This window comes from Roseovarius sp. EL26, assembly GCF_900327775.1.
Classification (GTDB): Bacteria; Pseudomonadota; Alphaproteobacteria; order Rhodobacterales; family Rhodobacteraceae; genus Roseovarius.
Map to the genome: position 1 here is coordinate 365,694 of NZ_OUMZ01000007.1, position 13,941 is coordinate 379,634.

Below are 13,941 nucleotides of genomic sequence, written 5' to 3' on the forward strand. Positions count from 1 at the left end.
TAATGCTCGAGCGTTCTGATCATTATGACGGGCTAGTCCGTTCGTTTACTTGGGATTTCCCCAAACACCTGAACATGGCTGCGCAGGTTTGCGATGACTGGGCTGAAACCGACCCAGAGCGGGTGGCTATCATTGACTTGAATGACGGGCGGCGAGATGTCAATTATGACGAGTTGCGGCGGCTGGCGGATGGATTGGCGCATGAGCTTGTAGCACGGGGTGTACAACGTGGTGACCGAGTGGGTGTTCTGCGCACGCAAGGCATCTGGTGCGCTGTTGCGCATATCGCGATCTGGAAAATTGGGGCAATTTCCATCCCTTTGTTCAAGCTGTTTAAGCGTGATGCGCTACTGAGCCGGGTGGGGGACGCCGGGGCGCAGATTGTGGTCACCGACTTGGATGGCGTGCAGATGTTGGAGGGGCAGGAGGGTCTGATCCCGGAGGATCTGGTGCTCTCAGACATACCGTTTGAGACGGTGCAAACCAGTGCGGAAGATCCTGCGGTATTGATCTATACCAGCGGGACCACCGGCAGCCCCAAGGGGGCGTTGCATGCGCATCGGGTGTTGACCGGGCATTTGCCAGGGGTTGAGGTCAGCCATGATTTTCTGGGGCAGAAGGGTGATTGTCTGTGGACGCCCGCCGATTGGGCTTGGATTGGCGGGTTGTTTGATGTGCTGATGCCAGGGTTGGCGTTGGGCGTGCCGGTGGTGGCAGCACGGATGGGTAAGTTCAGCGTGGAGGAGTGTCAGCGGATCGTGCGTGAAGGCGGCGTGCGCAACGTCTTTTTCCCACCCACCGCGCTGCGGATGCTTAAGGCTGAGGAGGCTGTCATCGACGGTATGCGCTCAGTCGCGAGCGGGGGCGAGCCGTTGGGTGCCAAGATGCTGAGCTGGGGGCGGGAGGCCTTTGCTCTGACAATCAATGAATTCTATGGCCAGACCGAATGCAATATGGTGGCGTCAAGTTGTGCCACGCTGTTTGAGCCACGTCCGGGGTGTATTGGTAAACCGGTGCCGGGGCATGAGATTGCGGTGTTGGATGACGCAGGAGCGTCAGTTTCAGGCGAAGGTGATGTGGCGATCCGTCGTGGATCGGCCAGCATGATGCTGGGCTATTGGAACCGACCCGAGGCGACGGCGGAGAAATTCAAAGGTGACTGGATGCTGACCGGCGACCGGGGGCGCTGGCATGGGGATTATCTTGAGTTTATCGGACGCGAGGATGATGTGATTACTTCAGCTGGATACCGAATTGGCCCGGCAGAGATTGAAGATTGCATGCTGAAACACCCGGCAGTGGCCACGGTGGGGGTGGTGGGCAAGCCTGATCCACTGCGCACTGAGATTGTGAAGGCCTATGTCGTGCTGAAGGAGGGCGCGCAAGCCTCGGAAGACTTGGCGCAGGAATTGCAGGTGTTCGTCAAGACACGCTTGGCTACGTATTCCTATCCACGCGAAATCGGGTTTTTAGAGGCCTTGCCAATGACTGTGACGGGCAAGGTTATTCGCAAGGATTTGAAGGCCAGAGCAAAAGCGGAGGCCAATTCGTGACCCCCGCTTTTCAAGATTATATGCGTCGATCAAAACTTGAAGACGTAAGCCGCGCCAAAGATCCATGGGTCGATGTTGACATCGCCAATCGAGGTGCCGTTGACTTTGGCCTCGGTATCGATGTCGATCCAACGCACGTCGGCACGCAGCGACCCGCGTTCAGAGATCTCGTAGTCGAGACCTGCGTGCAGGGCCAGCCCCCAGGAATCGTCGAGCGAGAGCGAGGCACCGGACAAGGCACCGCTGGTGCTTTCGTCAAAGAAGGTGGTGTAGTTCAGGCCGGCGCCAACGAAGGGGGTGAACTTCGACGAATTGCTGAAGTGGTATTGCAGCGATACGGTGGGCGGCAGGTGTTTGGCAGAGCCAATTTTCCCGGCGCCACCGAGGTTGATGTCATGTTCAAAAGGCCATGCTGCCAGAACTTCGATACCGATGTTGTCGGCGATGAAGTATTCGAATGTGATGGTCGCGCTGGTTGCACCGTCTACGTCAACAGGTCCGGCGGTAGTGGTGCTGGCGCTGTCTTTTGGCGAAACGTAGTGTACGCCCAGTCCCAAGAGCATATCGCCTTTTTCCTGTGCGACGACGGGGGCAGCTGCAAGTGCGCAAAGCGCAGTGGCAAGCGAGAATACAGTGATGTTTTTCATGGCAGTCTTCTTTCTAAAGTGATGCGTGTATTTTGCGTCGCAGCATCACGAAATGCCTTGATTTGGATCAATTTTACGCGATCATGCTGCGATGCGGCAAAATTGCAACAAGGCAGGAGAGTAGCATGAAGCTGACGTCAAATGTGATCAGTGGATCAGAGCAATTTGAAGCCAATCGTGCGGGGCATCTTGAAGCCTTGGATGTGGTACGAAAGGCTGCTGAATTGGCAGCTGCGGGTGGTGGTGAGTCTTCACGAAAGCGCCACCTGAGCCGGGGTAAGATGTTGCCGCGGGACCGGGTGGCCAACTTGCTGGATTCAGGCAGCGCCTTTCTGGAAGTAGGCGCGACAGCGGCGTATGGCATGTACGGCGGTGTTGCCCCCTGTGCCGGGGTGATCGCGGGCATTGGAATGGTGTCGGGCGTGCGCTGCATGGTGGTGTGCAATGATGCCACTGTCAAAGGTGGCACCTACTATCCGATGACGGTGAAAAAGCATCTGCGTGCGCAGGAGATTGCGCAGGAAAACCGGCTGCCGTGCATCTATCTGGTCGACAGTGGCGGTGCCAACCTGCCTAATCAGGATGAGGTGTTTCCGGACCGCGATCACTTTGGACGGATATTTTACAATCAGGCGCAGATGAGCGCACAAGGCATTCCGCAGATCGCGGTGGTCATGGGCTCGTGCACGGCGGGCGGGGCCTATGTTCCGGCAATGTCTGACGTGTCGATCATCGTCAAAGAACAAGGCACGATTTTTCTGGCCGGCCCGCCGCTGGTCAAGGCGGCGACGGGGGAAGAAGTCAGCGCCGAAGATCTGGGCGGGGGCGATGTGCATACCCGACTGTCTGGCGTGGCAGATTATCTGGCAGAGGATGATGCCCATGCATTGGCACTAGCGCGGCAGGCCGTGGCGGGGTTGAACTGGCAGACTGCGGGTGATGCGAACTGGGCCACGCCTGAACCGCCTGCTTACGATCCCGAGGAGCTGCTCGGAGTGGTGCCTGCCGATCTGCGCACGCCCTATGATATTCGCGAGGTGATCATGCGGGTGGTGGATGGCTCGCGCTTTGATGAATTCAAGGCACGGTTTGGCGAAACGCTTGTGTGTGGTTTTGCCCATATCGAGGGCTGCCCGGTGGGGATCATTGCCAACAACGGCGTGCTGTTCTCGGAAGCCGCACAAAAAGGCGCGCATTTTGTAGAATTGTGCAGCCAGCGCCGCATTCCGCTGGTGTTTTTGCAAAATATCACCGGCTTCATGGTCGGGCGGAAATACGAAAACGAGGGCATTGCCCGCCACGGCGCCAAGATGGTGACAGCGGTGGCCACAACATCGGTGCCCAAGGTGACGATGGTGGTAGGTGGGTCATTTGGCGCGGGTAATTATGGTATGGCCGGGAGGGCGTATAGCCCGCGCTTCATGTGGTCCTGGCCCAATGCGCGGATCTCGGTCATGGGCGGGGAACAGGCGGCGGGGGTTCTGGCCACGGTGAAACGCGATGCGATCGAGCGAAAGGGTGGCGACTGGTCGGCCGAGGAAGAAGCCGCGTTCAAGCAGCCAACAATTGATATGTTCAAAGAGCAAAGTCACCCGCTTTATGCCAGTGCCCGGTTGTGGGATGATGGGATCGTGGATCCACGTAAATCGCGACAGGTGCTGGCATTGTCCCTGCAAGCCGCACTGTGTGTCCCAATTGAAGAGACACGCTTTGGCGTGTTTCGGATGTAGCGGGGTGTGTGATGCTGCGTAGAGCGCGCTTTGCTCCATCTTACCGACGTCGGCCTTGGCGCTATTCCCGGCGCAATCGGTTTTTAGACCCACGGTTTTACCTTAAGACGATTGTGGTTCTTGGGGTGATGGGGATGTTTGTGCTTCCGTTTCTGGCCGATGCCTATGTGGCCGTAGCCAAGCCCGCACATGATAGCCGGTGTCGGGTGTTGAGCGTCACTGATGGAGATACGGTCAAGGTCTATTGTCCGGGCTACGGATTTGAGAGCGCACGGCTGGTCGGACTGGATACGCCGGAAATCTTTAGTCCCAAGTGTTTCTCTGAATGGGCACGGGGGACGGTGGCCAGTTGGAAGTTGCGACAGATGCTTTGGACAGCTGACGCGCTCAGCATCGAGCGACGTGGTACAGACCGTTACAGGCGCGTGTTGGTGCAGCTTTCAATGGACGGTGAAAGGATTGCTGATTTGATGGTCAATAGCGGCGTGGCGCGTGCCTATGATGGTAGCAAACGACAGGGATGGTGTGATGGCTGGCTTGTCTGAATTTCGAAAAGCGAGGACCGAAGATGTTCACTAAAATCCTCATTGCCAATCGGGGCGAGATTGCTTGCCGGGTTATTGAAACTGCGCGTCAGCTGGGTGTGGCGACGGTGGCGGTGTATTCCGACGCTGACCGGGACGCCAAGCATGTGGCACTGGCGGATGAGGCGGTGCATATAGGTGGGGCGGCCCCGGCAGAGAGTTATCTGCGGGGGGAACGGATTGTGGAGGCGGCGCTTGCAACAGGCGCGCAGGCAATTCACCCAGGCTACGGTTTTCTCAGCGAAAACCCCGAATTTGTGGAGATGGTTGAGACGGCGGGGCTGGTGTTTATCGGTCCGTCGGCCAGTGCCATTCGCAAGATGGGGCTGAAAGATGCGGCCAAGGCGTTGATGCAAGAGGCCGGCATTCCGGTGGTGCCGGGCTATCATGGCGACGCTCAAGATCCGGTCTTTTTGGCGCAGCAGGCCGCAAAGATCGGCTATCCGGTGTTGATTAAGGCTGTCGCCGGTGGCGGGGGTAAGGGCATGCGGTTGGTTGAAGAACCAGCCGCGTTTTCTGCCGCGTTGGAAAGTGCGCAGGGCGAGGCAACAACCGCCTTTGGCAATGCTGATGTGCTGATTGAAAAGTACATCCAGCACCCGCGCCATATTGAGGTGCAGGTGTTTGGTGATGGTGAACGCGCCGTGCATCTGTTTGAGCGAGATTGTTCATTGCAGCGGCGGCATCAAAAGGTAATCGAGGAAGCGCCTGCACCCGGCATGACCGAAAAAATGCGTGCGGTCATGGGGCAGGCGGCGGTGCGTGCGGCTGAGGCGATTGGTTACAGGGGCGCGGGCACGGTGGAGTTCATCGTTGACGGGAATGACAGCCTACGTGCAGACGGATTCTGGTTCATGGAGATGAATACGCGGTTGCAGGTGGAGCATCCGGTGACTGAGGCCATCACCGGTGTTGATCTGGTGGAATGGCAATTACGGGTGGCATCGGGAGAGGCCCTGCCAGCCACTCAAGAGTGGCTGACGATCACTGGCCACAGCTTCGAAGTGCGGCTTTATGCCGAGGATGTGCCAAAGGGATTTTTACCGGCCACGGGTACATTGGAACATCTGGTCTTTCCACAGGGTGCCCGTGTGGATTCGGGCGTACAGTCAGGCGATGCGATCAGCCCTTTTTATGATCCGATGATTGCCAAAATTATCACCCATGGGGCCAGCCGCGAAATTGCGTTGGGCAAGATGCAGCAGGCAATCGGGGCCTGTCAGATTGCAGGATTGCAAACCAATCTGGCCTTTCTGGGGGCGCTGTGTCGACACGAGGGATTTGCGCGTGGCGAGGTTGATACAGGATTGATCGCACGGGATCTGGAGGCGTTGGTGCAAGAACCCGAAGTGACACCACAACACTGGGCGCAGGCGGCGCTGGCCGGGCTGGGGTTGATGGGGGAGGTTGCGCCTGAAACCGGCTTTGCCCTATGGCAGCCTTTGACATGGTCGATCAACCTACAGCAGGAAGAGGAACACCGAGAGATCGCAGTGACTGTGCAGTCGGCGGTTCACCATGAGGTAGATGTTGGCGAGACGCGGGTGCGCGCGCAAAGGTTGGCAGCGGGCTGGCGGTTTGATGAAGCTCACGCCCCGGCGCAGGTGATGATTGGCGATGAAATCACTCTTTTCGGGCCACGTGCCGTGACTTTTACTCGACACGATCCGCTGGCGCGAGGTACGGAAGAGGCGGGCACGGGCAATGTGGTTGAAGCGCCGATGCCGGGGTTGGTCAAGGCTGTGTTTGCCTCTGCCGGGCAGGTGGTGACAAAAGGCGACCGTTTGGCCATTCTGGAGGCAATGAAAATGGAACATACCCTGTTGGCGATGCGCGATGGGGTGATTTCAGATATTTTGGTGAATGAGGGCGCGCAGGTTGAAGCTGGCGCTGCGTTGATTGCACTAGAGACAGAGGAGGACACGCAATGATCCGTTTACACCACGTGCCGTTTTCGCGCTCTTTCAGGGTTTTGTGGCTGCTTGAGGAACTGGGGTTTGATTGCGATGTAGTGGAGTATTCCATCCGTAACGGATCGTTGCGGGATCCGGCATTTCTGGCGATTTCCCCGGCGGGGCGGGTGCCCGCGTTGGAGATCGATGGCAGAGTGTTGTTCGAAAGTGGGGCCATTGTGCAGACCCTGTGCGAGGAACATGCGGGTGGTGGTCTGGCACCGGGTATTGGCGAGGCTGAACGCGCGCATTATCTTGAATTGCTGTCTTACGCTGAAACCATGGCCAGCCTGATCGAGCAGCTGAACATGCAGCATTTGTTTTTGCGTGATCTGACGCAAGCTTCGCCGGTGGTGATCAAGCTGACCACGGCGCGATTGGCGGCAACCTTGGCCGGTTTCGAGCGCATGCTAGGCGCGCAGGATTATGTTTTGACCCGCGGGTTTTCTGCCGCAGACATCATGATGGGGTTCAACCTGTTTGCCGCGCCATATTATGTCAAGATGGATGCTTACCCGGTCCTGACCGAGTATGCCAATCGCCTTGCCGCACGCTCGGCTTACCAACTGGCCCGTGACAAGGATGGTGCGCAGGATTTTTATACGCAAGACTTCTACCCTGTACCGGAGGGTTGAATGGCCGAGCGTGTTGAGATTTTCGAGGTTGGTCCGCGAGATGGGTTGCAAAACGAAGCGCAACAGATTGCCACAGCAGATAAAATCGCCCTAGTTGATTGTTTGAACCGCGCCGGGTTCTCTCGCATTGAAGTGGCCAGCTTTGTCAGCCCCAAGTGGGTGCCGCAGATGGCGGATGGGGCGGATGTGCTGGCGGGGATCCAGCGTATGCCGGGTGTGCGGTATGCGGCCCTGACCCCCAATATACGCGGCTATAATGGTGCAGTTGCAGCAAAGGCAGATGAGATTGCCGTCTTTGCTTCAGCCTCGGAAGGGTTTTCAAAGGCAAATATCAACGCGACGATTTCCGAGAGTTTCGAGCGGTTTGCACCGATTATGCAAGCGGCGCGGCAGACTAACATTCCGGTTCGGGGGTATGTGTCCTGTGTGACCGATTGCCCCTATGACGGAAAGGTTGCGCCCGCCGCTGTGACACGGGTGGCTGAACATTTATACAAGGCTGGCTGCTATGAGGTGAGCCTGGGCGATACCATCGGGCAGGCAATGCCAGAGCGTTTGGATGCGATGTTGTCAGCCGTTCTGATGCAAGTTCCTGTCGCGCATTTGGCCGGGCATTATCACGACACAGCGGGGCGTGCATTGGAGAATATCGAAGTATCTCTGGCACAGGGGGTGCGGGTCTTTGATGCAGCGGTTGGTGGCTTGGGGGGATGCCCTTATGCGCCGGGTGCGGCAGGTAATGTCGCCACTGAAGCCGTGCATGATCGGTTAACGGCGCTGGGTTATGACACGGGTCTTGATCGTGATGTGCTAATTGAGGCCGCGCAGATGGCGTGTGCGATGAGAACGGGACCTGAAAATGTTTGAAACGATTTCCATCGAGCAAGATGACCGAGGTGTCGCAACCTTGTGGTTGGACCGGGCAGAGAAACACAACGCCATGTCCGCGCAGATGATGGCAGAGCTGACTGAGGCCGCAGGCCAACTGGGTGCGAATGACGCGGTTCGGGTCGTGGTGCTGGCCGCTAAAGGGCGGACGTTTTGCGCAGGTGGCGATCTGGGTTGGATGCGTGACCAATTTGAGGCAACCCTGGAGGTGCGCGCCAAGGAAGCGGCCAAGCTGGCCTATATGTTGCAGGCGCTCAATACGTTGTCCAAACCCCTGATTGGGCGGTTGCATGGCAATGCTTTTGGCGGTGGGGTTGGTTTAGCGTCAGTCTGTGATGTGGCCATCGGGGTGGAGCATCTGCAGATGGCGTTGACTGAAACCCGGTTGGGCCTGATTCCGGCAACAATTGGCCCCTATGCGGCGGCCCGTATGGGCGAGGCCGCCGCGCGACAGGTGTTTATGTCTGGCAAGCGCTTTGATGCAGCAGAGGCGGTGCGATTGAACCTGCTGGCGCGTTCCGTGACAGAGGTCGAGCTGGATGACGCAGTAGAGGCAGAAATCACCCCGTATCTATCTTGTGCGCCGCAAGCTGTAGCGCGAGCCAAGAGAATGTTGAGGCAGTTAGGGCCAACGATTGATAAGGCGGCGATCGAGGCCTCAATCGCAGAGTTGAGCGCTTGTTGGGAGGGGGAAGAGGCTCGTGAAGGGATCGCGGCCTTTTTTGAAAAACGCCCTCCGAAATGGACGTTATAGAGGATTAATCTGCAACGTCCCGGTCATTGCCGGGTGCAAAGCACAATGAAATGGACCTGTCCAATCCGGGCCGATTGTTAATGTGATGCTATCACCTGATTCCAGAACACCGGTATCCCAACTGCCATCATCAGCCGTTGCCGTGTGTGGCGCAAGATCATGGTTGATGAATGTAATTTTGTCCGTTGAGTGAAGCTCTGATTTTGGTAATTCAAAAAGAAAATCGCGAATGGAGACGGTGAAAGCTGAGCCCTGAGCAAACACTGGAGCAGCAAGAGCTGCACCAGTACAGGCCAGAAAGTGGCGGCGTTGCAATGTCATTTGAGGGTCGCAATCATCGTTTCAGCGTGACCTTCGTGAACTTTGAAGATTTCCAGACCCTGTTCAAAAAGGGCTTTCACTTCGTCGTTATCGATGTTGGGAATAAACGTATTTTCCACGAGATCATTGACGGCCTGATGATATCCCAATTCATTTTCCGCGTAAGCAAGGTCAAATTCGGCCCCACGTAGTTGTGACAAATGATCAATGATGCCTTCTGCATCTTCGTTCAGTTTTTGCGAAAGGAAATTGTCGGTCGCCTGAGCCCCAAGCTTGTCCAGTAGTTCAAGTGCAGCTGCGTTGACAGCTTCATGATCGCTGATCATAGTACGGGCAAATTGGCGGACTTCTGGGTTATCGCTGATGGCCAAGGCCAGATGGGCATACCGGATGTCGATATTATCAGCCGTATAGGCGACATGCGCAATTTCCGTGTCGCTGAGCTGGGCCGGATCTGCGGCCAGAGCAGGGGAGGCAAGTGCAAGAATTACTGCGGAGAGAATATGTTTCATATCGTGGGATCCTTGAAGCAAAGTGGTTGTGCACTAAGGAAAGCACGAAACTTACAGCCGTGTATGACGATACGTACAGAATTTGTGACCAATCGTTTGCGATCATCGACTCTGATTGAACGATTTGCCATATTTAGCGTATGAAAGATCTTCTGAGTGATATTCTGATGCAACTCTCCCTAAAGGGGACATTGTATTTCCGTACATCTTTTCGTCAGCCGTGGGGTGTGCGGGTGCCGAGCTATTCCAATGTCGCACGCTTTCATTTCGTGCATCGGGGGGAATGCTTGATCCGGCATGAAAAGGGTGGTGAGGCGCTGCGTCTTGCACAGGGCGATCTGGTTATCATCCCCAACGGTGCAGGGCACGTTCTATATTGCCACCCGGATACCGAAACCAAAGCCTTGCCATTGGAAACTGTGATGGAAAAATCAGGATATGATGGCACTGGCGTTCTGTATTATGGCGGAGATGACTTTCTGGAAGTGGAAGATCGAGAAACCCAGTTGATCTGTGGCCATTTTTCGATCGCAGACGGGCAGGAGCATCCTATTTTTAGTTGGTTACCCCCTTTGGTGCATGTCGCGGATTACGGCGCACAAACTGGTCAGTGGATGGAGGCCTCGTTGCGGATGATTGGGGCCGAAACGTCCGAGCCCAATTTGGGAGGTGAGTTGATCGCTTTGAAACTGTCGGAAATGATTTTCGCACAGGCGTTACGGGCTTTTCTTGGAAGTGCTGCCGCCAATGATGTTGGGTTGTCGGGGTTTGCCGACCCGCAATTGTCGCGCGCGCTGGGCGTGGTTCACGCGGATCCATCACAGAACTGGACACTTGAGACCATGGCCCGCGAGGCTGGAATGTCGCGTACCGGATTTGCGGTGCGCTTTTCCGAGATGATTGGTATGCCGCCGCTGCGCTATCTGACCTATTGGCGGATGCAACTGGCCTGCAAGGCGCTGCGGGAAACTCGCAAGCCGCTGGCCGAGATTGCAGAAGACGTAGGCTATCTATCCGAATCCGGGTTTTCGCGGGTGTTTCGCAAGGAAAAAGGTCTCCCGCCTGCAAGGTATCGGACGGTGATCAGAGAAGGTGAGATGGTTGCGGGCTGATTTGTCTGCTTAGCGAACATGGTCGCCGTTCTAAAGAGCAATTTTGGGGGAGACGAAACCTACTCTAAGCAATGAAGTTTTGCTATGTGTGAGACATAACAATAAACGTGTCATTTCAAGAACAAATTCGACTTGAGATCAAACATTGCATATTGCCCGAGACATTCCTGGGAAAAGGGGATTGTTTGCCTCAAAAACGGATTGAAAACTATTCTGAATGGCTGTGAGTGATAGTCAATCTCGGCTGAATGCATGGCTTGTAGAGATTAAAATATCCAGAATGCAACGTAGCATCGGTTGCTAAGGGTTCTTAGCAGACATTTTGCATTTACAGCGAACAGCACAGATTGGGGGTTACCCCTCAGCTCTTACTGGCAATCGATCCTTCACCAGATCTGCCCAGAACCCCGCCCCGATGGGCAACAGCGCATCGTTGAAATCGTAATCCGCGGCATGTAGGGGCTGTCCGTTTGGTCCCTCCTCACCATTCCCAAGCAAGAGGAAGCAACCGGGCACAGCAGCACAGAAGTGTGCGAAGTCTTCTGAGAAACTCATGGCTGGGCGGTCACCGATTGCTTCATGACCAGCAGCCTTTGCGGTGCGGACAACCGCCTCTACTGGGCCGTCGGCATTGATGGTTTCGATGAATTCCGTGTTAAAGCTCATCTTCGCAGTCACGCCGTGCGTTGCCGCAACGCCATCAATAATTTGGCGCATAAAGCGCTCCACGGCTTCCCGGTCTTGCGGCAGGCGTGCCCGTACATCGCCCTTAAGCACAGCTTGCCCCGGCAGCACATTACGCTGCCCATCCGTCAGGAACTCAGTCACGGACACAACCGCCCCGGCCCCCGGTGCAAGTTTGCGCGACACGATGGTTTGCAAGGCAAGAACCAGCTCGGCACCCACGGTAATTGCATCCACTCCGACATGTGGCATTGAGGCATGACCACCTTGACCGGAAATCTCGATCTCAAACAGGCTTTCACTGGCGCAAATCTGCCCCGGCCGGGTTGAGATTTGACCAGTTGGCGCGCCCGGTAGATTGTGGATGGCATAAACTTCATCAATTGGGAATTTCTGCAAAAGGCCCTCTTTGATCATCGCCTGCGCGCCCAGACCGTGCTCTTCATTGGGTTGGAAGATAAACACAACGGTGCCGTCAAAATTTGGCGACTTGCTCAGTGTCTCCGCCGCACCTAGCAACATGGTGGTATGCCCGTCATGACCGCACGCATGCATCACCCCGGGATTGTTCGAGACATAGTCATGCGTGCTGATTTCATGGATCGGCAGTGCATCCATATCCGCCCGTAGTCCAATTGCACGATTGCCATTGCCTGCCTTAAGGATACCAATCACGCCCGCGCCCTCATGCACCTCCAGCCCCAGCTCCCGCAGGATCGACGCCACCTTGGCCTTAGTTCGCTCTTCTTGAAATCCAAGCTCAGGATCACGGTGAAACTCCTGACGGAGGTCGGTTAGCCGTTGGTGAAATTCTTCCATGCCCATGCTCCCAATTGGGTGTTGCACATGTGGTAGCTGCCTCAGCCCCACGCGGCAAGGCCCAGAACGTCGGATGTGCCACTTGTCATGTCGCAAATCGTTAAATTTCCGGCGCACTGACCTTGAGTCTCTACCACCCAAATCTGGTGTTTAACCTTATCCACAACAAGCACGTCTCTGACCTGAGGGAGGTAACCTACGTGTCTACATCTAATTCAAACATCACCAAGCCCGGCCTTGGGATGGCGCTTTTGCCTATCATCCTGACGCTCTGTGTGCTTGGCATCCAGCTGTTCTATTTCGGCGACTTTACCCCACATATTCCACTGGCCTTCGGCATTGCTATCACCGGGTTGGTCGGGCTCAAGCTTGGCCACAAATGGAACAACATCGAAGAGGGCGTGTTTCATGTCATCAATATCTCACTACCCTCTGTCTCGATCCTGATCACGGTTGGTATGATCATCGGCGTCTGGATAGCCAGCGGCACAGTGCCAACACTGATTTACTACGGCCTCAAAATATTGTCACCGGAATGGTTCCTTGCGGCAGGAATGTTGCTCTGCGCTATTGTTTCTGTCTCTCTAGGTACGTCTTGGGGCACCACCGGCACTGTCGGCTTGGCCTTGATGGGTATCGGTGCCGGTTTTGGCATTCCTATGTATTGGACTGCTGGCGCGGTTGTTTCTGGCGCTTTCTTTGGTGATAAAATCTCGCCCTTGTCGGACACAACCAATCTGGCCCCCGCCGTCACAGGCACCAATCTGTTTGACCACATTCGCAACATGCTACCGACAACAGTGCCATCGATGCTGATCGCGCTGGTGATCTACTTTGTGGTCGGGTTCACCCTGATTGACACATCGCAAGTCTCCTTTGAGCGGATCGATGTGATCACCATTGCACTGGAAGAAGCATTCTGGATTTCCCCCCTGATGCTGCTGCCAGCTGTACTTGTCATCTTGTTGGCGATCATGAAGCAACCTCCGATCCCATCCCTCTTTGCTGGGGCAGTCGTTGGTGGCCTCATGGCAATCTTCTGTCAGGGCGCCGACCTGCACGAGACATTCACGTTCGCCAACAGCGGTTATTCGGTCGACACAGGTGTTGCGGAAATTGATCCTTTGCTGAATCGCGGTGGTATTCAATCGATGATGTGGACCATCTCGCTGGTGCTGCTGGCGCTTGGTTTCGGTGGCGCATTGGAGCGTGTTGGCTGCCTTCAGGCGATTATTTCGGTCATCATCTCCAAAGTAAAAACCTTTGCTGGCATTCAGACCTCCGCAATCCTGACCTCTGTGGCAACCAATACCGTTGCAGGCGATCCTTACCTCTCTATCGCTTTGCCCGGTCGGATGTACGCGCCGGTCTATCGCGGCATGGGGTATTCTCCCCTGAATCTCTCGCGAGCGATCGAGGAAGGCGGCACTCTGGTCTCCCCTTTGATCCCATGGAATGCAGGCGGCGCCTTTGTAATCACCGCTCTCGGTCTGGGTATCTCAGATGGAAACTTTGAGAATCTGCTCTACATCCCGCTGGCCTTTGCCTGCTGGTTATCCCCGGTGATCGGGATCTTCTACGCCATGACGGGCCTCTTTTCGCCCAAGGCAACGGACGAAGAAATTCAATCCTGGCAAGACAGCGGAGAAACCATCGAGGCGGTGACAGCCTAAACCGAACCCTCCCAGCGTCGCGGCCTTCGGGCTGCGGCGCGCCTTTCACAAGATCCGACAGCTCTGCTAGGAGTGAC

Annotated in this window: 13 protein-coding genes; 9 read left to right on the forward strand and 4 right to left on the reverse strand. The window is 55.9% G+C overall.

The genetic code is table 11. The annotated features are described in order from the left end of the window. Positions 1–2: 2 nt before the first annotated feature. Positions 3–1,553 (forward strand): AMP-binding protein, encoded by a 1,551-nt coding sequence (locus D9A02_RS09650; protein ID WP_120500773.1) that lies wholly within the window; start codon positions 3–5, stop codon positions 1,551–1,553. A 29-nt stretch (positions 1,554–1,582) separates the two neighbouring features. Here the strand turns inward: D9A02_RS09650 and D9A02_RS09655 are convergent, their stop codons facing one another. Then, positions 1,583–2,200: an OmpW family protein gene (locus D9A02_RS09655; RefSeq protein ID WP_120500774.1), complete on the reverse strand. Its 618-nt coding sequence runs from the start codon at positions 2,198–2,200 to the stop codon at positions 1,583–1,585. Between the two features lie 125 nt (positions 2,201–2,325). Here D9A02_RS09655 and D9A02_RS09660 point away from each other — a divergent pair, with 125 nt between their 5' ends. The 6 genes from D9A02_RS09660 to D9A02_RS09685 are packed head-to-tail and all read left to right on the forward strand — an operon-like array spanning position 2,326 to position 8,743. Beyond that, on the forward strand, positions 2,326–3,930 hold the full coding sequence (locus D9A02_RS09660; protein WP_120500775.1) for a carboxyl transferase domain-containing protein: 1,605 nt from the start codon (positions 2,326–2,328) through the stop codon (positions 3,928–3,930). An 11-nt stretch (positions 3,931–3,941) separates the two neighbouring features. Continuing rightward, on the forward strand, positions 3,942–4,475 hold the full coding sequence (locus tag D9A02_RS09665) for a thermonuclease family protein (protein ID WP_120500776.1): 534 nt from the start codon (positions 3,942–3,944) through the stop codon (positions 4,473–4,475). A gap of 23 nt (positions 4,476–4,498) precedes the next feature. Next, positions 4,499–6,445, forward strand: coding sequence for an acetyl/propionyl/methylcrotonyl-CoA carboxylase subunit alpha (locus D9A02_RS09670; protein WP_120500777.1), 1,947 nt, complete (start codon positions 4,499–4,501; stop codon positions 6,443–6,445). Further along, complete coding sequence (locus D9A02_RS09675; protein WP_120500778.1) at positions 6,442–7,101, forward strand: glutathione S-transferase family protein; 660 nt, start codon at positions 6,442–6,444, stop codon at positions 7,099–7,101. Before D9A02_RS09670 ends, D9A02_RS09675 begins: the two co-directional genes overlap by 4 nt. After that, positions 7,102–7,968 (forward strand): hydroxymethylglutaryl-CoA lyase, encoded by an 867-nt coding sequence (locus tag D9A02_RS09680; protein ID WP_120500779.1) that lies wholly within the window; start codon positions 7,102–7,104, stop codon positions 7,966–7,968. Then, positions 7,961–8,743, forward strand: coding sequence for a crotonase/enoyl-CoA hydratase family protein (locus tag D9A02_RS09685; RefSeq protein ID WP_120500780.1), 783 nt, complete (start codon positions 7,961–7,963; stop codon positions 8,741–8,743). The genes D9A02_RS09680 and D9A02_RS09685 overlap by 8 nt, the downstream gene beginning before the upstream one ends. Here the strand turns inward: D9A02_RS09685 and D9A02_RS09690 are convergent. Next, the gene (locus D9A02_RS09690) at positions 8,738–9,064 is read right to left on the reverse strand and encodes a copper-binding protein (RefSeq protein WP_120500781.1); all 327 of its coding nucleotides are present in this window, start codon (positions 9,062–9,064) and stop codon (positions 8,738–8,740) included. The genes D9A02_RS09685 and D9A02_RS09690 overlap by 6 nt on opposite strands. Then, the gene (locus D9A02_RS09695; RefSeq protein WP_120500782.1) at positions 9,061–9,576 is read right to left on the reverse strand and encodes a DUF4142 domain-containing protein; all 516 of its coding nucleotides are present in this window, start codon (positions 9,574–9,576) and stop codon (positions 9,061–9,063) included. Before D9A02_RS09695 ends, D9A02_RS09690 begins: the two co-directional genes overlap by 4 nt. A gap of 140 nt (positions 9,577–9,716) precedes the next feature. Between D9A02_RS09695 and D9A02_RS09700 the strand changes: the two genes are divergently transcribed. Further along, positions 9,717–10,688 (forward strand): AraC family transcriptional regulator, encoded by a 972-nt coding sequence (locus D9A02_RS09700; RefSeq protein WP_120500783.1) that lies wholly within the window; start codon positions 9,717–9,719, stop codon positions 10,686–10,688. Between the two features lie 354 nt (positions 10,689–11,042). Here D9A02_RS09700 and D9A02_RS09705 read toward each other — a convergent pair whose 3' ends face one another. Continuing rightward, positions 11,043–12,191, reverse strand: coding sequence for an amidohydrolase (locus D9A02_RS09705; RefSeq protein WP_120500784.1), 1,149 nt, complete (start codon positions 12,189–12,191; stop codon positions 11,043–11,045). 200 nt (positions 12,192–12,391) lie between these two features. On the opposite strand from D9A02_RS09705, the gene nhaC reads away from it, so the two are divergent. Further along, the gene (gene nhaC / locus D9A02_RS09710; RefSeq protein WP_301951089.1) at positions 12,392–13,864 is read left to right on the forward strand and encodes a Na+/H+ antiporter NhaC; all 1,473 of its coding nucleotides are present in this window, start codon (positions 12,392–12,394) and stop codon (positions 13,862–13,864) included. Positions 13,865–13,941: the final 77 nt, after the last annotated feature.